20 protein-coding genes are annotated in these 22,901 nt (G+C 71.2%); 16 read left to right on the top strand and 4 right to left on the bottom strand.

All coding sequences use genetic code 11. From position 1 onward, the window contains the following. The first annotated feature begins 57 nt into the window (after positions 1-57). From ftsW to AB0947_RS18765, 9 genes are all read left to right on the top strand, one after another. Entirely contained in the window at positions 58-1,437 is a 1,380-nt protein-coding gene (gene ftsW / locus AB0947_RS18805) for a putative lipid II flippase FtsW (RefSeq protein WP_366751431.1), read from the top strand. A gap of 6 nt (positions 1,438-1,443) precedes the next feature. Further along, positions 1,444-2,532, top strand: a complete 1,089-nt coding sequence (murG, locus tag AB0947_RS18800; RefSeq protein WP_171157169.1) for an undecaprenyldiphospho-muramoylpentapeptide beta-N-acetylglucosaminyltransferase — start codon at positions 1,444-1,446, stop codon at positions 2,530-2,532. Between the two features lie 29 nt (positions 2,533-2,561). After that, complete coding sequence (locus tag AB0947_RS18795; protein ID WP_366751503.1) at positions 2,562-3,356, top strand: FtsQ-type POTRA domain-containing protein; 795 nt, start codon at positions 2,562-2,564, stop codon at positions 3,354-3,356. Between the two features lie 279 nt (positions 3,357-3,635). After that, on the top strand, positions 3,636-4,844 hold the full coding sequence (gene ftsZ, locus AB0947_RS18790) for a cell division protein FtsZ (RefSeq protein WP_225809222.1): 1,209 nt from the start codon (positions 3,636-3,638) through the stop codon (positions 4,842-4,844). Next, on the top strand, positions 4,841-5,569 hold the full coding sequence (gene pgeF / locus AB0947_RS18785) for a peptidoglycan editing factor PgeF (protein ID WP_366751430.1): 729 nt from the start codon (positions 4,841-4,843) through the stop codon (positions 5,567-5,569). Before ftsZ ends, pgeF begins: the two co-directional genes overlap by 4 nt. Before the next feature lie 6 nt (positions 5,570-5,575). Beyond that, positions 5,576-6,295: a YggS family pyridoxal phosphate-dependent enzyme gene (locus AB0947_RS18780; RefSeq protein ID WP_366751429.1), complete on the top strand. Its 720-nt coding sequence runs from the start codon at positions 5,576-5,578 to the stop codon at positions 6,293-6,295. Positions 6,296-6,423: 128 nt separating this feature from the next. Continuing rightward, positions 6,424-7,065, top strand: coding sequence for a cell division protein SepF (gene sepF / locus AB0947_RS18775; RefSeq protein WP_030642042.1), 642 nt, complete (start codon positions 6,424-6,426; stop codon positions 7,063-7,065). Positions 7,066-7,125: 60 nt separating this feature from the next. Next, the gene (locus AB0947_RS18770; protein WP_030347861.1) at positions 7,126-7,416 is read left to right on the top strand and encodes a YggT family protein; all 291 of its coding nucleotides are present in this window, start codon (positions 7,126-7,128) and stop codon (positions 7,414-7,416) included. A gap of 54 nt (positions 7,417-7,470) precedes the next feature. Beyond that, entirely contained in the window at positions 7,471-8,631 is a 1,161-nt protein-coding gene (locus tag AB0947_RS18765) for a DivIVA domain-containing protein (protein ID WP_366751428.1), read from the top strand. Positions 8,632-8,803: 172 nt separating this feature from the next. On the opposite strand, the gene ileS is transcribed toward AB0947_RS18765, so the two are convergent. Beyond that, on the bottom strand, positions 8,804-11,947 hold the full coding sequence (ileS, locus tag AB0947_RS18760; RefSeq protein WP_366751427.1) for an isoleucine--tRNA ligase: 3,144 nt from the start codon (positions 11,945-11,947) through the stop codon (positions 8,804-8,806). Between the two features lie 605 nt (positions 11,948-12,552). Here ileS and AB0947_RS18755 point away from each other — a divergent pair. From AB0947_RS18755 to AB0947_RS18730, 6 genes are all read left to right on the top strand, one after another. Beyond that, positions 12,553-13,725: a TraR/DksA family transcriptional regulator gene (locus AB0947_RS18755; RefSeq protein WP_366751426.1), complete on the top strand. Its 1,173-nt coding sequence runs from the start codon at positions 12,553-12,555 to the stop codon at positions 13,723-13,725. A 68-nt stretch (positions 13,726-13,793) separates the two neighbouring features. Continuing rightward, entirely contained in the window at positions 13,794-14,408 is a 615-nt protein-coding gene (lspA, locus tag AB0947_RS18750) for a signal peptidase II (protein ID WP_366751425.1), read from the top strand. 66 nt (positions 14,409-14,474) lie between these two features. Further along, entirely contained in the window at positions 14,475-15,419 is a 945-nt protein-coding gene (locus AB0947_RS18745) for an RluA family pseudouridine synthase (RefSeq protein ID WP_356344375.1), read from the top strand. After that, on the top strand, positions 15,410-15,883 hold the full coding sequence (locus AB0947_RS18740) for a GNAT family N-acetyltransferase (RefSeq protein ID WP_366751424.1): 474 nt from the start codon (positions 15,410-15,412) through the stop codon (positions 15,881-15,883). Before AB0947_RS18745 ends, AB0947_RS18740 begins: the two co-directional genes overlap by 10 nt. A gap of 167 nt (positions 15,884-16,050) precedes the next feature. Further along, on the top strand, positions 16,051-17,637 hold the full coding sequence (locus AB0947_RS18735; RefSeq protein ID WP_366751423.1) for a Na+/H+ antiporter: 1,587 nt from the start codon (positions 16,051-16,053) through the stop codon (positions 17,635-17,637). Positions 17,638-17,754: 117 nt separating this feature from the next. Continuing rightward, positions 17,755-18,495 (top strand): SDR family oxidoreductase, encoded by a 741-nt coding sequence (locus AB0947_RS18730; RefSeq protein ID WP_366751422.1) that lies wholly within the window; start codon positions 17,755-17,757, stop codon positions 18,493-18,495. 13 nt (positions 18,496-18,508) lie between these two features. Here AB0947_RS18730 and AB0947_RS18725 read toward each other — a convergent pair whose 3' ends face one another. Then, on the bottom strand, positions 18,509-19,615 hold the full coding sequence (locus AB0947_RS18725; protein WP_366751421.1) for a mechanosensitive ion channel domain-containing protein: 1,107 nt from the start codon (positions 19,613-19,615) through the stop codon (positions 18,509-18,511). Between the two features lie 105 nt (positions 19,616-19,720). On the opposite strand from AB0947_RS18725, the gene AB0947_RS18720 reads away from it, so the two are divergent. Further along, a complete protein-coding gene (locus AB0947_RS18720; RefSeq protein ID WP_366751420.1) occupies positions 19,721-20,293 on the top strand; it encodes a dienelactone hydrolase family protein in 573 nt (190 codons plus the stop codon). 18 nt (positions 20,294-20,311) lie between these two features. Here the strand turns inward: AB0947_RS18720 and AB0947_RS18715 are convergent, their stop codons facing one another. Together AB0947_RS18715 and AB0947_RS18710 are read right to left on the bottom strand one after the other, a co-directional pair. Then, the gene (locus AB0947_RS18715) at positions 20,312-21,982 is read right to left on the bottom strand and encodes an alkaline phosphatase D family protein (RefSeq protein WP_366751419.1); all 1,671 of its coding nucleotides are present in this window, start codon (positions 21,980-21,982) and stop codon (positions 20,312-20,314) included. 80 nt (positions 21,983-22,062) lie between these two features. Next, positions 22,063-22,875: a thioredoxin domain-containing protein gene (locus tag AB0947_RS18710; RefSeq protein ID WP_366751418.1), complete on the bottom strand. Its 813-nt coding sequence runs from the start codon at positions 22,873-22,875 to the stop codon at positions 22,063-22,065. Positions 22,876-22,901: the final 26 nt, after the last annotated feature.

The raw sequence follows: 22,901 nt of genomic DNA, 5'->3' as shown, positions 1-22,901 counted from the left end.
TGCCGGGCGGATCTTGGGAGGGACGCGTGGGACGGTCGACGTTCAGCGGAGGCGCCGATGCCCAGTAGCCGTACCGGCCGGCCACCCGTGCAGCGGGCGTCCCGACGCCCGCGTTCCGCCGTCTTCCGGCCTCCGCGCGAGAACCCCGTACAACGGCTCTGCACACGCGCGCGCAAGGCCTGGGACCGGCCGCTGACCGCCTACTACCTGGTCGTCGGCGGCAGTGTGCTGATCACTGTGCTGGGCTTGGTGATGGTCTACTCGGCCTCCCAGATCACCGCGCTCCAGCTGTCGCTGCCCGGGTCGTACTTCTTCCGCAAGCAGTTCCTCGCCGCGCTGATCGGCGGCGCACTGCTGTTCGCCGCCTCCCGCATGCCGGTGAAGCTGCACCGGGCGCTGGCCTACCCGATCCTCGCCGGCGCCGTCTTCCTGATGGCCCTGGTGCAGGTGCCCGGGATAGGGATGGCGGTCAACGGCAACCAGAACTGGATCTCCCTCGGCGGCTCCTTCCAGATCCAGCCCAGCGAGTTCGGCAAGCTCGCCCTGGTGCTGTGGGGGGCGGACCTGATCGCCCGCAAGCAGGAGAGGAAGCTGCTGACCCAGTGGAAGCACATGCTGGTGCCGCTGGTCCCGGTCGCGTTCCTGCTGCTCGGGCTGATCATGCTCGGCGGCGACATGGGCACCGCGATCATCCTCACGGCGATCCTGTTCGGCCTGCTCTGGCTGGCGGGCGCGCCGACCCGGCTGTTCGCGGGCGTACTGTCCGTCGCCGCCCTGATCGGTGTGACGCTCATCAAGACGAGCCCCAACCGGATGGCCCGCCTCGCCTGCATCGGCGCCACCGAGCCCAAGGCCGGGGTCGCCGACTGCTGGCAGGCCGTGCACGGCATCTACGCCCTGGCCTCCGGCGGACTCTTCGGCTCCGGACTCGGCGCGAGTGTGGAAAAATGGGGCCAACTCCCGGAGGCCCACACCGACTTCATCTTCGCCGTCACCGGTGAGGAACTGGGTCTGGCGGGGACACTGTCGGTGCTCGCCCTGTTCGCGGCTCTAGGCTATGCGGGTATCCGCGTGGCCGGACGCACGGAGGACCCCTTCGTGAGGTATGCCGCGGGAGGCGTGACCACCTGGATCACCGCCCAGGCGGTGATCAACATCGGTGCGGTGCTCGGTCTGCTGCCGATCGCCGGTGTCCCCCTCCCGCTGTTCTCCTACGGAGGGTCCGCCCTGCTGCCGACCATGTTCGCCATCGGGCTGCTGATCGCCTTCGCGCGCGACGAGCCCGCTGCGCGGGCGGCGCTTGCGATGCGGCAACCTCGCTTTGGTAGAAAGCGGGCGGGAGACCCAGGGCCCGTCAAAAGGCCGACCGGGGCTCCTCGGAGATGGAACACGATGCGACGGCGTGCCTCGGCGGCGCGTTCGTCCGGAGAGCGGTGAATTTCGGTGCATGTCGTACTCGCCGGTGGGGGGACCGCCGGCCACATCGAGCCCGCGCTCGCCCTCGCGGACGCCCTGCGCAGGCAGGACCCGACCGTGGGGATCACGGCCCTGGGCACGGAGCGCGGCCTGGAGACCCGGCTCGTCCCGGAGCGCGGCTACGAGCTCGCGCTGATCCCGGCGGTGCCCCTGCCGCGCAAGCCCACCCCCGAGCTGATCACCGTCCCGGGGCGGCTGCGCGGCACGATCAAGGCCGCCGAGCAGATCCTGGAGCGCACCAAGGCGGACTGCGTGGTCGGCTTCGGCGGCTACGTCGCCCTGCCCGGCTATCTGGCCGCCAAGCGCCTCGGCGTGCCCATCGTGATCCACGAGGCCAACGCCCGGCCGGGCCTGGCCAACAAGATCGGCTCGCGGTACGCGGCCCGGGTCGCCGTCTCCACCCCGGACAGCAAGCTGCGTGACGCCCGCTACATCGGCATCCCGCTGCGCCGCTCCATCGCCACGCTGGACCGCGCCGCCGTCCGGCCCGAGGCCCGCCACCGCTTCGGCCTCGATCCCAACCTGCCCACGCTGCTCGTCTCCGGCGGCTCGCAGGGCGCCCGGCGGCTGAACGAGGTGACGCAGGCGGTCGCCCCGTGGCTCCAGCAGGCCGGCATCCAGATCCTGCACGCGGTCGGCCCGAAGAACGAACTGCCGCAGGTGCACCAGATGCCGGGAATGCCCCCCTATATCCCGGTAAGTTACCTGGACCGGATGGACCTCGCGTACGCCGCGGCCGACATGATGCTCTGCCGCGCGGGCGCGATGACCGTCGCCGAACTCTCCGCCGTCGGACTCCCGGCCGCCTACGTCCCGCTGCCCATCGGCAACGGCGAACAGCGGCTCAACGCCCAGCCGGTGGTCAAGGCCGGCGGCGGGCTCCTCGTCGACGACGCGGAGCTGACGCCCGAGTGGGTGCAGCAGAACGTGCTGCCCGTGCTCGCCGACCCGCACCGGCTGTACGAGATGTCCCGCGCGGCGAGCGAGTTCGGCCGCCGGGACGCCGACGACCTGCTCGTCGGCATGGTGTACGAGGCGATCGCCTCGCGCCGGTAGGACCGTATGACGAAAGGGCAGTGAGCAGCGTGGCCGGACCCTCCACCGCCGAGCGCGGAGAACGCCAGCAGGAGTCGTCCGGCCCGCCGCCCGCCCGCGGGCCGGCACGGCGGCGCCTTCGCGCGATCGTCGCCCTGGCCGCCCTCCTCGTGCTCCTCGGGGGCGGTTCCGCCTGGGTCCTGTACGGCTCCACGTGGCTGCGCGTCGAGCACGTCTCGGTGTCGGGCACGCGCGTGCTGACCCCGGCCGAGGTGCGCCAGGCGGCGGCCGTGCCCGTCGGAAAACCGATGATTTCCGCCAATACGGAGGCCATCGAAGCCCGACTTCGCCGGAAATTGCCCAGAATTGACACCGTAGAGGTGATTCGTTCCTGGCCGCATGGAATCGGCCTGAACGTGATCGAGCGCACTCCGGTCCTGCTGATCCGAAAGGGCGGGAACTTCGTCGAAGTCGACGACGACGGTGTTCGCTTCGCCACGGTCGCGCGGGCGCCGGACGGCGTTCCGATGCTGGAACTGTCCGCGTCCCGGACGGGTCCCGGCGCCGCCAGCTTCCGGCGCTTCGGCACCGACCGGCTGGTGCGCGAGGCGGTCCGGGCCGCGGGGGACCTGCCGGCCGCGGTGGCGAGGGCCACCCGGACCGTCCACGTGCGCACCTACGACGACATCACGCTGGAGCTGGCCGGCGGGCGCACCGTCGAGTGGGGCAGCGGCGAGCAGGGCCGCGCCAAGGCGCGGGCCCTCACGGCTCTCATGAAAGCATCCCCCGGCGCGCGGCACTTCGACGTGAGTGTGCCCACCGCCCCTGCGTCATCGGGGAGTTGACGCACATCCGCGCAGGCCAGCACCCTGGTTGGGCACCGCTACGGCTGATCACATAGGGTGAAAAGAAAAACGGGAGGTTCGGCGTGTTCGTTGAACGGGCGCCACTTGTCGACTTAGTGTCCTGTTCAGAAGACTCCAGGGAACAGACACACTGGTAACCCTAAACTTCAGGGTTAGGGTTCGGGTCGGCGCTACGGACCGTCCCATTCGGCATCCGTCGTCCCGGCGCGGGGCACCGCACGGCGGCGACAACGTAATTCGAGGCGAGAGGCCTTCGACGTGGCAGCACCGCAGAACTACCTCGCAGTCATCAAGGTCATCGGTGTCGGCGGCGGTGGTGTCAATGCCATCAACCGGATGATCGAGGTCGGTCTCAAGGGCGTCGAGTTCATCGCCATCAACACCGATGCACAGGCGCTGTTGATGAGCGACGCCGACGTCAAGCTCGACGTCGGCCGCGAACTCACCCGCGGACTCGGCGCCGGAGCCAACCCGGCCGTCGGCCGCAAGGCCGCCGAGGACCACCGCGAGGAGATCGAGGAGGTCCTCAAGGGGGCCGACATGGTCTTCGTGACGGCCGGTGAAGGCGGCGGCACCGGCACCGGCGGCGCGCCCGTCGTGGCCAACATCGCGCGCTCGCTGGGCGCCCTCACCATTGGTGTGGTCACCCGCCCGTTCACCTTCGAGGGACGGCGCCGCGCGAACCAGGCCGAGGACGGCATCGCCGAGCTCCGCGAAGAGGTCGACACCCTCATCGTCATCCCGAACGACCGGCTGCTGTCCATCTCGGACCGCCAGGTCTCGGTCCTGGACGCCTTCAAGTCCGCCGACCAGGTCCTGCTCTCCGGTGTTCAGGGCATCACCGACCTCATCACCACCCCCGGCCTGATCAACCTCGACTTCGCCGACGTCAAGTCGGTCATGTCCGAGGCCGGTTCGGCCCTCATGGGCATCGGCTCGGCCCGCGGCGACGACCGCGCGGTGGCCGCGGCCGAGATGGCGATCTCCTCGCCGTTGCTGGAGGCGTCCATCGACGGCGCCCGTGGCGTGCTGCTCTCCATCTCCGGCGGCTCCGACCTCGGCCTGTTCGAGATCAACGAGGCCGCCCAGCTGGTCAGCGAGGCCGCCCACCCCGAGGCCAACATCATCTTCGGCGCGGTCATCGACGACGCCCTCGGCGACGAGGTCCGGGTCACCGTCATCGCGGCCGGCTTCGACGGCGGCCAGCCGCCCGCCCGCCGGGACAACGTCCTCGGCGCGGCCTCCGGACCGGCCCCCGCCCGCCGCGAGGAGCCCGCTCCGGCCCGGCCGAGCGAGCCGAGCCGTCCGTCCTTCGGCTCGCTGGGCAGCGTCAAGCCCAAGGAGGAGCCGGAGCCGGCGCCCGAGCCGGTGACGGAGATCCCGGTCGCTCCGCCGGTGACGCCGGCGCCCCGGACCTACTCGGACAGCGCGGCCGAGGAACTGGACGTCCCGGACTTCCTCAAGTGATAGGACAGCGCGAGAGCGTGAGCGGCGCGCACTTCGCCTTCACCGACCGGTGGGGCGGGGTGAGCGCCGCTCCGTATGAGGAGCTGAACCTCGGCGGCGCGGTCGGTGACGCGCCCGAGGCGGTCCAGGGCAACCGGGAGCTGGCGGCCAAGTCGCTCGGCCTGGACCCCGGCCGGGTCGTCTGGATGAACCAGGTGCACGGCGCCGACGTCGCCGTGGTGGACGAGCCGTGGGGCGAGCAGCCGGTGCCGGAGGTCGACGCGATCGTCACCGCCCGGCGCGGACTCGCCCTCGCCGTCCTCACCGCCGACTGCGTGCCGGTGCTGCTGGCCGACCCCGTGGCCGGGATCGTCGCCGCGGCCCACGCCGGCCGGCCCGGCATGCTCAAGGGGGTCGTCCCCGCCGCCGTACGCGCCATGGTCGGACTTGGTGCCGAGGCGCGCCGGATCGTCGCCCGCACCGGCCCGTGCGTGTGCGGCCGGTGCTACGAGGTGCCGGAGGCGATGCGCGCCGAGGCGGCCGCCGTCGAGCCGGCGGCGCACGCCGAAACGAGCTGGGGCACGCCGGCGCTCGATGTGAGCGCCGGGGTGCACGCGCAGCTCGACCGGCTCGGGGTGTGCGACCGGGCGCAGGCGCCGGTGTGCACGCTGGAGTCGGACGACCACTTCTCGTACCGCCGCGACCGCACCACCGGGCGGCTCGCGGGCTATGTCTGGCTGGACTGATGGGGCATGACGGACCGTAAGACCGAACTCGCCGCGAATCTGGCGAAGGTGGAGGAGCGCATCGCCGCCGCATGCGCGGCGGCCGGGCGCGCGCGGGAGGAGGTGACCCTGATCGTGGTCACCAAGACCTACCCGGCGAGCGATGTGCGGATCCTGTCGGAACTCGGGGTGCGCCATGTCGCCGAGAACCGCGACCAGGACGCGGCCCCCAAGGCCGCCGCCTGTGCGGATCTGGCCCTGAAGTGGCACTTTGTCGGTCAGTTGCAGACCAACAAGGTCCGTTCCGTGGTCGGTTACGCCGATGTCGTGCAGTCCGTCGACCGTTCCCGGCTCGTCGCCGCGCTGTCGAAGGAGGCGGTGCGGGCGGAGCGCGAGGTCGGATGCCTCATCCAGGTCGCGTTCGACGCCGGCGCGAGCGGCAGGGGCGACCGCGGTGGCGTGGCCCCGGCAGGAATCGAAGAGTTGGCCGACCTCGTCGCCGAGGCGCCCGGACTGCGGCTCGACGGGCTGATGACCGTCGCTCCGCTCACCGGGGAATACGCGGGGCGCGAACAGGCGGCGTTCGAGCGCCTGGTGGTTTTGTCGACTGACCTGCGCCGCGCCCATCCGACTGCAACCATGGTGTCGGCAGGGATGAGCGCGGACCTCGAACAGGCCGTGGCCGCCGGGGCGACACATGTGCGCGTCGGCACCGCGGTACTCGGAGTCCGCCCCAGGCTCGGGTAACGTCGCCAGGAAGTCGGACCACAGCAGAAAATATGGTCAGTGCGCGCCAAGGCGGGCACAACGACCACGTGGATCGCGGGCACTTGGCAGTCGTCAGTCGATCCACCACAGAGCGGAGGACTCAGAGCATGGCCGGCGCGATGCGCAAGATGGCGGTCTACCTCGGCCTCGTGGAGGACGATGGGTACGACGGCCGCGGATTCGACCCCGACGACGACTTCGAGCCCGAACTGGACCCGGAGCCCGAGCGAGACCACCGACGGCACGAGCCGTCGCACCAGTCGCACGGTGCACACCAGTCCCAAAGGGACGAAGAGGTGCGAATCGTACAACCGCCCGCGCCTCGCGAACCGGTGGCCCGTTCGACCTCGCTCGCCGCGGAATCCGGACGCCCGGCGCGGATCGCGCCCGTGGCATCCATCACACAAGAACGTCAGTCCCTGGAGAAGAACGCGCCGGTGATCATGCCCAAGGTCGTGTCGGAACGAGAGCCTTACCGGATCACCACGCTCCACCCGCGGACCTACAACGAGGCCCGTACCATCGGGGAACACTTCCGTGAGGGCACCCCGGTGATCATGAATCTGACTGAGATGGATGACACAGACGCCAAGCGACTTGTCGACTTTGCGGCCGGTTTGGTGTTTGGTCTTCACGGCAGCATCGAGCGGGTGACGCAGAAGGTGTTCCTGTTGTCTCCTGCTAACGTCGATGTCACGGCGGAGGACAAGGCCCGCATCGCAGAGGGCGGGTTCTTCAACCAGAGCTGAGACGTACGGCCGGATCGAAGCACGGAAGAGCACGGAACAGGGGAGAGGGAACCACAGGCCATGAGCGTGTTCGCGCAGGTGATCTACATCGCGCTGATGGTGTTCCTCGTCGTGCTCATCTTCCGGCTGGTCATGGACTACGTTTTCCAGTTCGCCCGCTCGTGGCAACCCGGCAAGGCGATGGTGGTCGTACTGGAGGCCACCTACACTGTCACCGATCCACCGCTGAAGCTTCTGCGGCGGTTCATCCCGCCGCTGCGTCTCGGGGGCGTGGCGCTCGACCTGTCCTTCTTCGTACTGATGATCATCGTCTACATTCTCATCTCCGTCGCGGGGAGCTTCGTGAGATGAGGATGGGGACGATCCGGTCTTGCCGACTGCCGATGACTACGTTGAGGTGAAGAGATGCCGTTGACCCCCGAGGACGTGCGGAACAAGCAGTTCACGACCGTCCGCCTCCGAGAAGGCTATGACGAGGACGAGGTCGATGCCTTCCTCGACGAGGTCGAAGCCGAACTGACCCGTCTGCTCCGCGAGAACGAGGACCTGCGCGCCAAGCTGGCCGCGGCCACCCGTGCCGCCGCGCAGAACCAGCAGAACGCGCGCAAGCCCCCCGAGCAGGACCAGCAGCAGCACCAACAGCACCAGCACCAGCAGCAGCACCAGCAGCAGCAGGGCATGCGAGGTCCCGGCGCTCCCGTGCCCGCCGGGATATCGGGCCCGCCGCAGCAGCAGATGGGTGGCCCCATGGGTGGTCCGCCCCAGCTGCCGAGCGGTGCCCCGCAGCTGCCCGCCGGCCCCGGCGGTCAGGGCGGCCCGCAGGGTCCCGGCCCGATGGGCCAGGGTCCGATGGGTCAGGGCCCGATGGGCGGTCAGCCGCCCATGCAGCAGCAGATGGGCGGCCCGATGGGCGGTCCCATGGGTGGCCCCATGGGCGGTCCGATGGGCGGCCCCGGTCAGGGCCCCGGTGGCGACAGCGCCGCCCGTGTCCTCTCGCTGGCCCAGCAGACCGCCGACCAGGCGATCGCCGAGGCCCGCTCCGAGGCCAACAAGATCGTCGGCGAGGCCCGCAGCCGCGCCGAGGGTCTGGAGCGTGACGCCCGTGCCAAGGCCGACGCCCTGGAGCGGGACGCGCAGGAGAAGCACCGCGTCGCCATGGGCTCCCTGGAGTCCGCCCGCGCCACACTGGAGCGCAAGGTCGAGGACCTGCGCGGCTTCGAGCGCGAGTACCGCACGCGCCTGAAGTCGTACCTGGAGTCGCAGCTGCGTCAGCTGGAGACCCAGGCCGACGACTCGCTGGCCCCGCCGCGCACCCCGGCCACCGCGTCCCTGCCGCCGTCCCCGGCGCCCTCCATGGCCCCGGCCGGCGCCAGCGCCCCGTCCTACGGCGGCAACCAGACGATGGGGGGCAACCCCTCGCCGTCCGGCCCGTCCTACGGCGGCCAGCAGCAGATGACCCCGGCCATGACCCAGCCCATGGCTCCGGTCCGCCCGCAGGGCCCGTCCCCGATGGGTCAGGCTCCCTCGCCGATGCGTGGGTTCCTGATCGACGAGGACGACAACTGAGCACCGGCCACCAGTACGACAACGGCGTCGGCAGCGTCTGATAGGGCGGGCCCCCCGGACTTCGGTCCCGGGGGCCCGCCCTTTTTACGCGGGTTGCGTGACGAGACGGCCCATGAAGGAAGGGCCCGGCCTCCCCTGAGGGAGGCCGGGCCCTTCGCGCACCGCTGGGCGCTTACGCCTTGCGCAGCCGGAACGTGAGGGACAGCCCCTCGTCGGTGAACGGCTCACCGAAGCTGTCGTCGGCCTCGCCCTGCCCGAAGTCGGTCGACAGCACCTCGTCGGCGATCAGCCCCGCGTGCTCGGCGAGGGCCGCCATCACGGCCGGGTCCGTGGAGGTCCAGCGCAGCGCGATCCGGTCGGCGACGTCCAGGCCGCTGTTCTTGCGGGCCTCCTGGATCAGCCGGATCGCGTCACGGGCCAGGCCCGCCTGCCGCAGCTCCTCGGTGATCTCCAGGTCCAGCGCCACCGTGGCACCGGAGTCGGAGGCCACCGACCAGCCCTCGCGCGGGGTCTCGGTGATGATCACCTCGTCCGGAGCGAGGCTGACCGTCTCCCCGTCGAGCTCCACGGAGGCCGTGCCCTCGCGCAGGGCGAGGGACAGCGCGGCGGCGTCGGCGGCGGCGATCGCCTTCGCCACGTCCTGCACCCGCTTGCCGAACCGCTTGCCGAGCGCCCGGAAGTTGGCCTTCGCGGTCGTGTCGACCAGGCTGCCGCCGACCTCGCTGAGCGACGCCAGTCCCTCGACGTTCAGCTCCTCCGTGATCTGCGTGTGCAGCTCCGTGTGCAGTGCCTCGAACCCGGTCGCGGCGATCAGCGCCCGGGACAGCGGCTGACGCGTCTTGACACCGGACTCCGCGCGCGTGGCGCGGCCCAGCTCGACCAGCCGGCGGACCAGGACCATCTGCTTCGACAGCTCCGGGTCGATCGCCGACAGGTCCGCCTCCGGCCAGGTGGCCAGGTGCACGGACTCCGGCGCGCCGGGGGTGACCGGAACGACCAGGTCCTGCCACACCCGTTCGGTGATGAACGGGGTGATCGGCGCCATCAGCTTGGTGACCGTCTCCAGCACCTCGTGCAGCGTGCGCAGCGCGGCCTTGTCGCCCTGCCAGAAGCGGCGGCGGGAACGGCGGACGTACCAGTTCGACAGGTCGTCGACGAACGCGGACAGCAGCTTGCCGGCGCGCTGGGTGTCGTACGCCTCCAGCGCCTGCGTCACCTGGTCGGTGAGCGCGTGCAGCTCGGACAGCAGCCACCGGTCCAGCACCGGGCGCTCGGCCGGCGCCGGGTCCGCCGCGGACGGCGCCCAGTTCGACGTACGGGCGTACAGGGCCTGGAAGGCGACCGTGTTCCAGTAGGTCAGCAGCGTCTTGCGGACGACCTCCTGGATGGTGCCGTGGCCCACCCGGCGCGCGGCCCACGGGGAGCCGCCGGCCGCCATGAACCAGCGCACCGCGTCCGCGCCGTGCTGGTCCATGAGCGGGATCGGCTGCAGGATGTTGCCCAGGTGCTTGGACATCTTGCGGCCGTCCTCGGCCAGGATGTGGCCCAGGCAGACGACGTTCTCGTACGACGACTTGTCGAAGACGAGCGTGCCGACGGCCATCAGCGTGTAGAACCAGCCGCGGGTCTGGTCGATCGCCTCGGAGATGAACTGCGCCGGGTACCGGCTCTCGAACAGCTCCTTGTTCTTGTACGGGTAGCCCCACTGCGCGAACGGCATCGAGCCCGAGTCGTACCAGGCGTCGATGACCTCCGGCACGCGCGTGGCCGTCGCGCCGCAGCCCTCCTGGGGGCAGGCGAAGGTGACCTCGTCGATGTACGGGCGGTGCGGGTCGAGGCCCGACTGGTCGGTGCCGGTCAGCTCGCTCAGCTCGGTGAGGGAGCCGACGCAGGTGAGGTGGTCCTCCCCGCAGCGCCAGATCGGCAGCGGGGTGCCCCAGTAGCGGTTGCGGGACAGTGCCCAGTCGATGTTGTTGTCCAGCCAGTCGCCGTACCGGCCGTGCTTGACCGTCTCCGGGAACCAGTTGGTCTTCTCGTTCTCCTGGATGAGCCGGTCCTTGATGGCCGTCGTGCGGATGTACCAGGAGGGCTGCGCGTAGTAGAGCAGCGCGGTGTGGCAGCGCCAGCAGTGCGGATAGCTGTGTTCGTACGGCAGGTGCTTGAAGAGCAGACCGCGCTGGTCGAGGTCGTCGGTGAGCTTTTCGTCCGCTTTCTTGAAGAAGACGCCGCCGACCAGCGGGACGTCCTCCTCGAAGGTGCCGTCCGGGCGGACCGGGTTGACGACCGGCAGGCCGTAGGAGCGGCAGACCCTGAGGTCGTCCTCGCCGAAGGCCGGGGACTGGTGCACCAGACCCGTGCCGTCGTCGGTGGTGACGTACTCGGCGTTCACGACGAAGTGCGCCGGGGCCGGGAACTCCACCAGCTCGAAGGGGCGTTGGTACGTCCAGCGCTCCATCTCGGCGCCGGTGAAGGTCTGGCCCGTGGTCTCCCAACCCTCGCCGAGCGCCTTGGCGACGAGCGGCTCGGCGACGACGAGCTTCTCCTCGCCGTCGGTGGCGACCACGTAGGTCACCTCCGGGTGCGCGGCGACCGCCGTGTTCGACACCAGGGTCCAGGGGGTCGTCGTCCACACCAGGAGCGCGGCCTGGCCGGCGAGCGGACCGGAGGTGAGCGGGAAACGGACGTACACCGACGGGTCGACGACCGTCTCGTACCCCTGCGCCAGCTCGTGGTCGGACAGGCCGGTGCCGCAGCGCGGGCACCAGGGGGCGACCCGGTAGTCCTGGGTGAGGAGCCCCTTGTCGAAGATCTGCTTCAGCGACCACCACACCGACTGCACGTAGTCGGGGTCCATGGTCCGGTAGGCGTCGTCCAGGTCGACCCAGTAGCCCATGCGGGTCGTCAGCTCGGCGAACGCGTCGGTGTGCCGGGTCACGGACTCGCGGCACTTGGCGTTGAACTCGGCGATGCCGTACGCCTCGATGTCCGGCTTGCCGGAGAAGCCCAGCTCCTTCTCGACGGCCAGCTCGACGGGCAGTCCGTGGCAGTCCCAGCCCGCCTTGCGGGCCACGTGGTAGCCGCGCATGGTGCGGAAGCGGGGGAAGACGTCCTTGAAGACGCGGGCCTCGATGTGGTGGGCGCCGGGCATGCCGTTCGCGGTGGGCGGGCCCTCGTAGAACACCCATTCCGGGCGGCCCTCGGACTGCTCCAGGCTCTTGGCGAAGATCTTCTGCTCGCGCCAGAAGTCGAGCACGGCGTGTTCAAGAGCGGGCAGGTCGACCTGTGCGGGCACCTGGCGGTACGTCGGCGCTGTCATCTGCGAGCATCCTCCAACGGACTTGCTGCCTTCCGTCGGAGGGACGAGAGCCTTCGTTCTGTCTACGCCGTGTGCGGCGCGCTCCCGCGGTACCACCCTCCTTGGCCCCCCGCCACGCCGTACGCGCCGGTGAGCCCCCTCATTGGGGTCGCGAAGCCGGTTCTACTCGCCGCCGCCCTGCGGCTGCGGCTTTCTTCCGGCGGCTCCGGGGTGATCTTCACGTCGCGCTCGCCCCCGGGCTCACACCGTCCCCGGGTCGCTCTGGGCTGCCTACGCCGCTACTCGTCCCCATCCACGCTTCTCGCTCCGCCCAGTGTACGGCGCCGCGCGGACAGCGGCGGACCGGTTTTCCGGGCGGCGCGGGCGCGGGCCCTGCGACCGGGCCGCATGACCCGAATGGCGAGGGGCGCGGGCGCCGGGGCCGGTGCGGGCGCGGTCCGGCGGATTACCCGGCGGGGAGCTGGGCACAACGGATGCATGCCCGTGGCTCGGGGGGTGCGGGCGGGCGAATCGGGCGGTGTGCCCCGTTGCCGCGGGACTCAAGTCGATTTATCGTCCCAGCACGATTCGCGAGCAAGATCACAATATGTGAAGGGGCCGCGGCCATGGTGGCGAAGAAGACCGCCGTACAGCAGCCGGCGACCGGGAAGACCGGCGCGAGGTCTGCCACCAAGAAGACGGCTCCGGGCAGGACGGCCGCCACGGACACGGCTGCCGCGAAGACGGCCGCCGCCAAGACTGCCGCCGTTGATGCGGTGGACACCAAGGTGGTGGACACCAAGGTGGTGGACGCCAGGACGGTGGACGCCAGGACGGTGGACACCAAGGCGGTCGGAGGGAGGAAATCGGCCGCCGCGGGGAAGGCTGCGAAGAAGGCGGCTGAGAAGAAGACGCCTGAGAAGAAGGCCGCTCAGAAGAAGGCCGCCGAGAAGAGGGTGGCTGTGCAGGAGACGGCCGGAGGGGCGGCAGGCAGGACGGCCGCCAAGGCGGTCGCCGGGAAGCCGGCGGTGAAGGACGCGGCGGCTGGGAAGCCGGCCGTGGCGGAGAAGGCCGCGCTGAGGAAGACGGCCACGAAGCGGCCGGCCGCCCACCGGACGGCCGCGGCGGAGAAGTCCGCGGTGAAGGAAGCGGCCGCCGAGGCGACGGCCGCGGAGGAAGCGGCCGGCAAGAAGGCCGTCGCCAAGAAGGCCGCCCCCGGGAAGGCCGCTGCCGACAAGGCAGCGGTGAAGGAGGCGGCCGCCACGAGCACGACCAAGGACGCGGGCGCGGCGCGGGCCGCGAAGCAGACGGGAGCCACGACAGTGGTTGCGAAGAAGACTCCTGGCACGGCCACGGCGGAACAGACCGCCGTTCCCAAGGCGAGGCTCGGCGCGGTGGAGCCCGGCGAACTGGCGGTACGCCCCGGCGAGGACCCCTGGACCGCGGAGGAGGTCGACGGGGCGCGCGCGGAGCTGCAGTCCGAGATGGAGCGGCTGCGGGAGGAGATCAGCTCGTCCGAGGCGTCCCTGGTCGGCCTGATGCGGGACTCCGGTGACGGCGCCGGCGACGACCAGGCCGACACCGGCACCAAGAACATCACGCGCGAGCACGAGCTGGCGCTGGCCGCCAACGCGCGCGAGATGCTGGTCCAGACCGAGCGCGCCCTGGAACGGCTCGACGCGGGCACCTACGGCGTGTGCGAGAACTGCGGCAACCCCATCGGGAAGGCCCGGATGCAGGCGTTCCCCAGGGCCACGCTGTGCGTGGAGTGCAAGCAGAAGCAGGAACGCCGCTCCTGAGCGCGAGGGGCCCTCGGGACGTGCCGTAGTCTCGTCCTCAGTCAGGGCACCTAGGTTGAGGGACTCACGTGGCAGAGGCGGAGCGGATCATCGGTACGCCGGACACCCCGGACGACGGCGGCGAGCACACGGCGGCGGCCGGGGCGCCCGCCGGCACCGGCGCGGGCGGGCAGGGGGCCACGGCGGCGCGGACCGGCCGCGGGCGCCGGATCGCCGTGCTGTTCGCGGTGGCCGCGTTCGCGTACGCCCTCGACCTGGTCAGCAAGATGCTCGTCGTGTCCCGTCTGGAGGGGCACACGCCCATCCAGGTCGTCGGGGACCTGCTGGAGCTGCACGCGATCCGCAACCCGGGTGCCGCCTTCGGGTTCGGCGCGGCCTTCACGGTGATCTTCACGCTGATCGCCGCGGCCGTGATCGTCGTGATCATCCGCCTGGCCCGCAAGCTGTACAGCTTCCCCTGGGCCGTCGCGCTCGGCCTGCTGCTCGGCGGCGCGCTCGGCAACCTCACCGACCGGATCTTCCGGGCGCCGGGCGTCTTCGAGGGCGAGGTGGTGGACTTCATCGCGCCCAAGGGCTTCGCCGTGTTCAACCTCGCGGACTCGGCCATCGTGTGCGGCGGCATCCTGATCGTGCTGCTGTCCTTCCGCGGCCTGGACCCCGACGGCACGGTCCACAAGGACTGATCCCACCCTCCCGGGTTTTCCACAGGCTCGTGCGGAGCCGTCCGGCCCGTCCGGCATACTCGACGGGTGAGCACGATTCCCGAGATCCGTACCCTGCCCGTGCCCGACGGCCTGGAGGGCGAGCGCGTCGACGCCGCCATCTCCCGCATGTTCGGCTTCTCCCGCACGAAGGCGGCGGAGCTGGCCGCGGCCGGCAAGGTCCAGGTCGACGGCGCGGTGGTCGGCAAGTCCGAGCGGGTGCGCGGCGGCGCCTGGCTCGAGGTCGAGATGCCGCAGGCGCCCGCGCCGGTGCAGGTGGTCGCCGAGCCGGTCGAGGGCATGGAGATCGTGCACGACGACGATGACGTGGTCGTGATCGTCAAGCCGGTCGGCGTGGCCGCGCACCCGTCGCCGGGCTGGTCCGGCCCCACCGTCATCGGCGGTCTCGCCGCCGCCGGGTACCGCATCTCCACGTCCGGCGCCGCCGAGCGCCAGGGCATCGTGCACCGGCTGGACGTCGGCACGTCGGGCCTGATGGTGGTCGCCAAGTCGGAGCGGGCGTACACGTCGCTCAAGCGCCAGTTCAAGGAGCGCACGGTCGACAAGCGCTACCACACCCTGGTCCAGGGCCACCCGGACCCGACGAGCGGCACCATCGACGCCCCGATCGGCCGCCACCCGAACCACGACTACAAGTGGGCGGTCACGGCCGACGGCAAGCCCTCGGTGACCCACTACGACCTCATCGAGGCCTTCCGCGCCGCCTCCCTGCTGGACGTCAAGCTGGAGACGGGCCGCACCCACCAGATCCGCGTCCACATGGCCGCCCACCGCCACCCGTGCGTCGGCGACCTCACCTACGGCGCCGACCCCACCCTCGCCAAGCGGCTGCGCCTGACCCGCCAGTGGCTGCACGCCGTCCGCCTCGGCTTCGAGCACCCCGGCGACGGCTCGTGGGTCGAGTTCGAGAGCGACTACCCCGAGGACCTCCAGCAGGCCCTCGACCAGGTCCGGGAGGAGACATGGGCGTGAGCCCCGCGTACACCGTCCGGGTCGCCGAGGACCCCGCCGACCGCGAGGCCTGCTTCGCGGTGCGCAAGGAGGTCTTCGTGGCCGAGCAGGGCGTGGCCGAGGACATCGAGTACGACGCCTACGACGCCGTGGCCGTGCACGTGCTGGCGGTCCGCGACGACGGGGTGCCGCTGGGCACCGGGCGCCTGCTGCACGGTGAGGCGGCGGCCGCGAAGACCGGCGGGGACCCGGCGGTTGGCTCCCTGGGCCGGCTCGCCGTCTCCCGGGAGGCCCGTGGGCTCGGCGTCGGCGCGGCCCTGGTGCGCGCCATAGAGGACGCGGCCCGCGCGCGTAGCCTCACGGCGGTGGACCTGCACGCGCAGACCCAGGCCCTGGGTTTCTACGAGCGGCTCGGCTACGAGGCGTACGGCCCGGAGTTCCCGGACGCGGGCATACCGCACCGGGCGATGCGCCGGACCCTGTAGCCGGCGGAGCCGCTGGGGCCACTGGGGCTGAGGGGCCGGGGAGCCGCCGCCGGTCGCACGGTCCTGCGGTGGGGCGCGCGGGCGTCAAGGCGTCGGTACGCCGGGTCGCGGGCGTCGTGGCAGGCTTGAGGTCTGCCGTGTGATCGTCGACTCCCGGAGCGCCGTCCGTGGACCAGCTGGCTCTGTTGTTCGTACTGCTGCTCGGGGCCCTGGTGAGCGTCCCGTTGGGGGACCGGTTCGGGCTGCCGGCGCCCGTGCTGATGACCCTGTTCGGCGGGGCCCTGGCCGTGGCCGATTTCGTGCCCAACGTGAACATCCCGCCGGACCTGATCCTGCCCGGACTGCTGCCACCGCTGCTCTACGCCGCCGTGCGCCGGACCTCCTGGCGGCAGTTCGCGGCCAACATCCGGCCGATCTTCCTGCTGGCCGTGGCCCTGGTGTTCGTCACGACGGTGTGCGTGGCGTTCGTCGCCAACGCCGTCGTGCCGGGGCTGCCGATTGCCGCCGCCGTCGCGCTGGGTGCCCTGATCGCGCCGCCGGACCCGGTCGCCGCGACCAGCGTCGCCGGACAGCTGGGGCTGCCGCGCCGGCTGGTGTCGATCCTGGAGGGCGAGGGCCTCTTCAACGACGTCACCGCCATCGTGCTGTACCACGTGGCCATCGCGGCGGCCGTGAGCGGTGCGTTCTCGCCCTGGCGGGCCGGTCTGGACCTGGTGCTGTCCGCGGTCGTCGCGGTGGCCGTGGGCCTGGCGCTGGGCTGGGGCGCGAACAGGCTGATGGACCTCCTCGGCGATCCGACCCTGCAGATCGGCATGACCCTGCTGGTGCCGTACGCCTCCTACGTGCTCGCCGAGAAGCTGCACGGCTCCGGGGTGCTCGCGGTGCTCACCACGGCGCTCTTCCTCGCCGAGTACGCCACCGACGCCGACGACGTGATGACCCGGCTCGCCGGACACACCTTCTGGGACATCATCGACACGCTCGTCACCGGCGTCGCCTTCGGACTGATCGGACTGGAGCTGCACAACGCCATCCGCACGGCCCAGGGCCGGTGGGGCGAGATGCTCGGCTGGGCGGCGGCCGTCGTGGGCGTGGTGGTCGTCGTACGGCTGCTGTGGCTGCTGCCGGCGACCTGGCTGACCAAGCGGCTGCACGCCCGCCGGGACTACGACGAGGAGATCCCGGTGAGCTGGCGGGAGACCGTCGTGATGTGGTGGTCCGGGATGCGCGGTGTGGCCTCGGTGGCGCTGGCGCTGGCCGTGCCGCTCAAGACGGACGCCGGGGCGCCGTTCCCCGACCGGGACGAGATCGTCTTCATCGCCTTCGGGGTGATCGTCGCCACGCTGGTGGTGCAGGGGCTGACGCTGCCCTGGCTGGTGAAGCGGCTGGGGGTGCGGGCCGACTCCGAAGGGGAGAAGGAGTTCGAGAAGCAGCTCGCGGTGCGGGCGGCGAGGGCGGCGAAGCGGCGGCTGCGGGAGATCGAGCAGGTGGAGGAGCTGCCCGAGGAGCTGTCCGAGCAGATGCTGCGGCGGGCCTTCGACATCGGGATCCGGATCAGTCCGGACATGGGGGAGGAGGAGCGGCGGGAGGCGCACCACCAGCGGGCCAAGCGGCTCAAGCGGGTGCGGCGCATCCAGAACGAAATGCTGAGCGCCGCCCGCCACGAGGTGCTGGCGGCGCGGAGCGAACCGGGGGCGGACCCGGAGATCGTGGACCGGGTGCTCCGGCACCTCGACGTGCGCAGCCTGCGCTGAGTGCCGCGCACCAGGCACCGGCCGGTCACGTGCACCAGGCCCCGGGCAGTCATATGAATGTGCCGGCCCTGTGGACAACTCCCGGCGTCGTCCGTCCCCGTCTCCTACTCTCGGATCATGACTCGCAACATCGTGATCAGCGGCGGCGGTACGGGCATCGGGCTGGCGGCGGCGCGGGCGTTCGCGGCGGACGGGGACCGGGTGCTGTTGCTCGGCCGGCGCGCGGACGTGCTGGAGGAGGCCGGTGTGCCCGGGGCGCTCAGCTACGCGGCGGACCTGTCCGATCCGGGTGAGGTGCGCGGGGTGGCCCGGTTCGTGGCGGACGAGCTGGGCACCGTGGACGTGCTCGTGAACAGCGCCGGCGGAGCCGGGTACCTGGAGCCGGCGGCCGGCGGCGACGACCCCCTCGACCGGGTCGCCCACCAATGGACCGTCAACTTCCGGCAGAACACCCTGACCGCGGCGCTCCTCACCGAGGCGCTGAAGGACCGGCTCGCCACGCCCGGCGGAAGGGTGCTGTTCCTCAGTTCCATCGCCGCCTACCGGGGCTCGGGCACGGGTGCCTACGCGGCGGCCAAGGCCGGGCTGCACCCGTACGCCCACGACCTGGCCCGGGAGCTGGGCCCGCGCGGCATCACCGTCAACGTGGTCGCGCCCGGCTACGTGGAGGACACCGAGTTCTTCGGCGACACCATGGACGCGGCCCGGCGGGAGAGGCTCATCGCGGACACCTCGAACGGCCGCGCCGGCATACCGGGGGACGTCGCCGAGACCCTGCGCTGGCTGGCCTCGCCCGCCGCCGGGCACGTCACCTCGCAGATAGTCCAGGTGAACGGAGGCGCCGAACGGGGGCGTTGAGCGGCGTGCCCGGTCAGCCCCGGCCGGTGCGCGGGAACTCGTAGGCCCGGCGCAGGGACGCGCGGTCGGGGGACGGGACACGGGACGGCGGCAGCACCGAATCCGCGGTGTTCACCCGGGGCAGCGCGTAGGGGTGCTCCGCCGACAGCCAGCTGATCATCTGCTCGCGGACCGCGACCCGCACCGTCCAGATGTCGTCGGCGTCCTTCGCCGTCACCAGCGCGCGCACCTGGATGGTGTTCGGTGTGGTGTCCGTCACCTGGAGGTTGCACGCGCGGCCGTCCCAGGCCGAGCAGGCGCGCAGGATGTCCCGCAGCTTCTCGCGCATCGCCTCGATCGGCGCGCTGTGGTCGAGATGCCAGTAGACGATCCCGGTCATCTGCGGGGTGCCGCGGGACCAGTTCTCGAAGGGTTTGGAGGTGAAGTACGACACCGGCATGGTGATCCGGCGCTCGTCCCAGGTCCGTACGGTCAGGAAGGTCAGGGTGATCTCCTCCACCGTGCCCCACTCGCCGTCGACCACGACGGTGTCGCCGATGCGCACCATGTCGCCGAAGGCGATCTGGAGCCCGGCGAACATGTTGGAAAGCGTCGACTGGGCGGCGACACCGGCGATGGCGGCGATGATGCCCGCCGAGGCCAGCAGGGAGGCGCCCGCCGCGCGCATCGCCGGGAACGTCAGCAGCATCGACGAGGCGGCCACGACGATGACGATCGCCGACACCACCCGCATGATCAGCTCCACCTGCGTGCGCACCCGGCGCACGCGGGCCGCGTCGCGGTGAACGCGGGCATAGCGGGAGTAGGTGGTCTCGACGATCGCCGCGGCGATCCGGATCACCAGCCAGGCAACCGAGCCGATCAGCACCAGCGTCAGCGTCCGGCCGACGCCGACCTGGTGCCGCTCCAGCAGCTTCGCCTGGTCGTACGACCCGCGCAGCAGGGCGCTGCACAGGACGAGCTGGTAGGGGATGCGGGCACGGCGCAGCAGCCCCCACAGGGGGTTGCCGTGGTCGCGTTGGTCGGCCTTGCCCAGCAGCCGGTCGGTGCCCCAGCCGATGGCCAGGGTCAGCAGCACCGTGCCGCCGAGCACGATCAGTGGACGGAGTACGTTCTCCATGCCTCCGCTCCTAACCGGCGCACGGAGGGCATGAACATGTGAGTTCGGCGCGTTCCTGGGTAGTGCGGCACCGGCACTGCCGTGGCCGGCTGGCACCATGGCCTCATGAACATCATGCTCTTTCACTCGACCTACGGGCTCAGGCCCGCGGTGCGCGAGGCCGCGGACCGGCTGCGCGCGGCGGGCCACGAGGTGTGGACGCCGGACCTCTTCGAGGGACGCACGTTCGGCACCGCCGAGGAGGGCATGGAGTTCAAGGAGCGGATCGGCAAGGAGGAACTGCTCAAGCGGGCCGTGCTGGCGGCGGCGCCGTACTCGGACCGGGGGCTGGTGTACGCGGGGTTCTCGCTCGGTGCCTCCGTCGCCCAGACCCTGGCCCTCGGCGACGCCAAGGCGCGCGGGCTGCTGCTCCTGCACGGCACGTCGGACATCGCGCCGAACGCGCAGGTGGACGAACTGCCGGTGCAGCTGCACGTGGCGGAGCCGGACCCGTTCGAGACGGACGACTGGCTGAGCGCCTGGTACCTGCAGATGGGCCGGGCGGGCGCCGATGTGGAGGTGTACCGGTACGCCGGGGCCGGGCACCTGTACACCGACCCCGAGCTGCCGGACTACGACGCGGAGGCCGCCGAGGCCACCTGGCGGGTGGCGCTCGGCTTCCTCGAATCGCTCGGCTGAGCGGTCACGCCGGGGCGGTCACACCGGGTCGTAGGCCCGCTCGACCTTCTGCGTGCCGCTGCGGGTGCGGTAGGAACGCACCCAGCTGGAGGTGGCGTCGGCGTCGGTGCGGTCGGACAGCACGTAGTAGTCCATCTGCGCGCGGTCGGCTGTGATGTCGAGCACGCCGTAGCCGTGCCGGTCGGTGTCCACCCAGTGGACGTGCCGGTTGGCGGCCTTGATGACCGGCGCGGCGACCGCGGAGACCGTGCCCTCGGGCACCTTCACGATGTCGTCCAGGTTGTCCGAGGTCACCGAGGTCACCACGAACTCGGTGGCCGCCGACGCCGACAGCGGGTAGGTGCCCGCGTCCACCGGGACGTCGTTGGCCCACGCCATGTGGATGTCACCGGTCAGGAAGACGGTGTTGCCGATGGCGTTGGAGCGCAGGTGGGCCAGCAGTTCGCGGCGGTCGTCGGTGTAGCCGTCCCACTGGTCGGTGTTGGCGGCGATGCCCTCCTGCGGCAGCCCGAGCAGCTTGGCGAGCGGCTTGAACAGGTCGGCGGAGAGCGAGCCGAAGGAGAAGGGCGAGATCATCACCGAGTTGCCGACCAGCCGCCACCTGGTGTCGGAGGCCTTCAGACCGGCCTTCAGCCAGTCGAGCTGGGCGCGCCCGGTGAGCGTGCGGTCCGGGTCGTCCACCGAGCCGCTGGCCGTGGACGCCTGCTGGGAGCGGAAGGAACGCAGGTCCAGCAGGGAGAGGTCGGCGAGCTTGCCGAAGCGCAGCCGGCGGTAGGTGGTGCCGGCGACGGCCGGGCGGACCGGCATCCACTCGAAGTAGGCCTGCTTCGCCGCCGCCTGACGGGCCGCCCAGGTGCCCTCGGCGCCCTCGGTGTGGTTGACGGCGCCGCCGGACCAGGCGTTGTCGGCGAACTCGTGGTCGTCCCAGATCGCGATGACCGGCGCCTTCAGGTGCAGGGCCTGGAGGTCGGGGTCGGTCTTGTACCTGGCGTGCCGGATCCGGTAGTCGGCGAGGGTGAGGATCTCGTGGGCGGGCGCGTGCGGGCGGACGACCTGGCCCCGGGTTCCGTACTCGCCGGACTTGTACTCGTAGATGTAGTCGCCGAGGTGCAGCCAGGCGTCCAGGTCGTTGCGGGCCGCGAGGTGGCGGTAGGCGGAGAAGTAGCCGGCCTCCCAGTTGGCGCAGGAGACCACGCCGAAGCGCAGGGAGGAGACGTCCGCGTCCGCCGCCGGCGCGGTGCGGGTGCGCGCCACCGGGGAGTCGGTGCCGCCGGCCGAGAAGCGGAACCAGTAGTCGGTGGCCGGCTCCAGGCCGCGGATGTCGGCCTTCACGGTGTGGTCGGAGGCGGCCGTGGCGGTGGTGGAGCCCTTGGCGACGATGGCGGTGAACGCCTTGTCCCTGGCGACGGCCCAGCTGACCTCGGTGTCCGGGCCGAGCCCCGAACCCGGTATCGCCTCGGGGACCGGGGTCACCCGGGTCCACAGCAGCACGCCGTCGGGCAGCGGGTCGCCGGAGGCGACACCGTGCAGGAAGGCGGGGGTGTCCGTGGCGGCGCGGGCCGAGGCCGCGACGGCCAGCGGGCCGGCCAGGACAGCGGTCGCCGCCGCGGCCTTGACGACCGTACGGCGGCGGGGCGGGAGCGGAGGCAGGCCCTGGGAGGTCTCGGATGATCTGTATCGACTGGTCACGGACGATCAGGTTACTGATCGGTACGCGCGAGAGCGGGCGAACTCGCGAAAGTTCGCCCGCTCTTCGGCTGATGGCCGGGTCAGCCCTTGAGAGCCGCCTCCAGCGCGGTGTTGAACTCGGCGACCGACATGGGCGCGTTCTTGCCGTCGGAGCCCGTCAGCGTCTTGCCGTCCATCTTCAGGGTCGGGGTGCCCGAGATGCCGTCCTTGTCGAAGATCTTGGACTCCTCCAGCGCCCACCGGTCGTAGGTGCCGTCCTTCACGGCCTTCTGGAACGCCGTGTTGCCCTTCAGCGCGGGGACGGTGTCGGCGATCTCGATCAGGTAGCCGTCGTCCTTGAACTTGTCGGTGGTCTCCTCGGGGTGCCACTTCTTGGAGTACATCGCGGTCTTGTACTCCAGGAACGCCTCGGGGCTGACGTTGAGCGCGGCGCCCAGGGCGCTGAGCGCGTTCTTGGAGCCCTCGCCGGTCAGGTTCTTGTCGAGGAAGGTGGCACCGACGTACTGGATCTTGAACTTGCCTGCGTCGAGGTCCTTCTTGACGGTCGGGCCGACCGTCTGCTCGAAGTCGGCGCAGACCGGGCAGCGCGGGTCCTCGTACATGACCAGCGTCTTCTTGGCGCTGCTCTTGCCGATGACGACCGTCGTACCGTCCGTGCCCGTGGTGTTGGCCGGCTTGACGAGCTTGTCGTCCTTCGCGGCCTCCCAGTAGGCGGGCTTGTTGTTCTGCACGACGGCGTAGCCGATGCCGCCGGCCGCGGCCAGGACGGCCACGACCGAGGCGGCCACGATGAGCTGCCGCCTGGCCTTGTCCCGCTTGGCCTGCCGCTCGCGCTCCTGGCGCAGCCGCTCCCGGGCCGCCGTCTTCTCCGCCTGGCTGTTCCGCTTGCTCATACTGGTGATCTCCATGTGGGACGCGC

The sequence above is a fragment of the Streptomyces sp. NPDC047841 genome (assembly GCF_040704085.1).
GTDB lineage: Bacteria > Actinomycetota > Actinomycetes > Streptomycetales > Streptomycetaceae > Streptomyces > Streptomyces argyrophylli.
Note: the sequence above shows the minus strand (reverse complement) of the source record. Positions and strands in the feature narration are given on the sequence as shown.

What these genes read in the sequence shown, in the direction of transcription:
- AB0947_RS18765 (WP_366751428.1), top strand. Translation starts at nt 7,471, where the DNA reads ATGCCGTTGACCCCCGAGGACGTGCGGAACAAGCAGTTCACGACCGTC.
- AB0947_RS18720 (WP_366751420.1), top strand. Translation starts at nt 19,721, where the DNA reads ATGAACATCATGCTCTTTCACTCGACCTACGGGCTCAGGCCCGCGGTG.
- ileS (WP_366751427.1), bottom strand. Translation starts at nt 11,947, where the DNA reads ATGACAGCGCCGACGTACCGCCAGGTGCCCGCACAGGTCGACCTGCCC.
- AB0947_RS18780 (WP_366751429.1), top strand. Translation starts at nt 5,576, where the DNA reads ATGACGGACCGTAAGACCGAACTCGCCGCGAATCTGGCGAAGGTGGAG.
- ftsW (WP_366751431.1), top strand. Translation starts at nt 58, where the DNA reads ATGCCCAGTAGCCGTACCGGCCGGCCACCCGTGCAGCGGGCGTCCCGA.
- AB0947_RS18710 (WP_366751418.1), bottom strand. Translation starts at nt 22,875, where the DNA reads ATGAGCAAGCGGAACAGCCAGGCGGAGAAGACGGCGGCCCGGGAGCGG.
- AB0947_RS18740 (WP_366751424.1), top strand. Translation starts at nt 15,410, where the DNA reads ATGGGCGTGAGCCCCGCGTACACCGTCCGGGTCGCCGAGGACCCCGCC.
- AB0947_RS18770 (WP_030347861.1), top strand. Translation starts at nt 7,126, where the DNA reads ATGAGCGTGTTCGCGCAGGTGATCTACATCGCGCTGATGGTGTTCCTC.
- AB0947_RS18755 (WP_366751426.1), top strand. Translation starts at nt 12,553, where the DNA reads ATGGTGGCGAAGAAGACCGCCGTACAGCAGCCGGCGACCGGGAAGACC.
- sepF (WP_030642042.1), top strand. Translation starts at nt 6,424, where the DNA reads ATGGCCGGCGCGATGCGCAAGATGGCGGTCTACCTCGGCCTCGTGGAG.
- AB0947_RS18725 (WP_366751421.1), bottom strand. Translation starts at nt 19,615, where the DNA reads ATGGAGAACGTACTCCGTCCACTGATCGTGCTCGGCGGCACGGTGCTG.
- AB0947_RS18730 (WP_366751422.1), top strand. Translation starts at nt 17,755, where the DNA reads ATGACTCGCAACATCGTGATCAGCGGCGGCGGTACGGGCATCGGGCTG.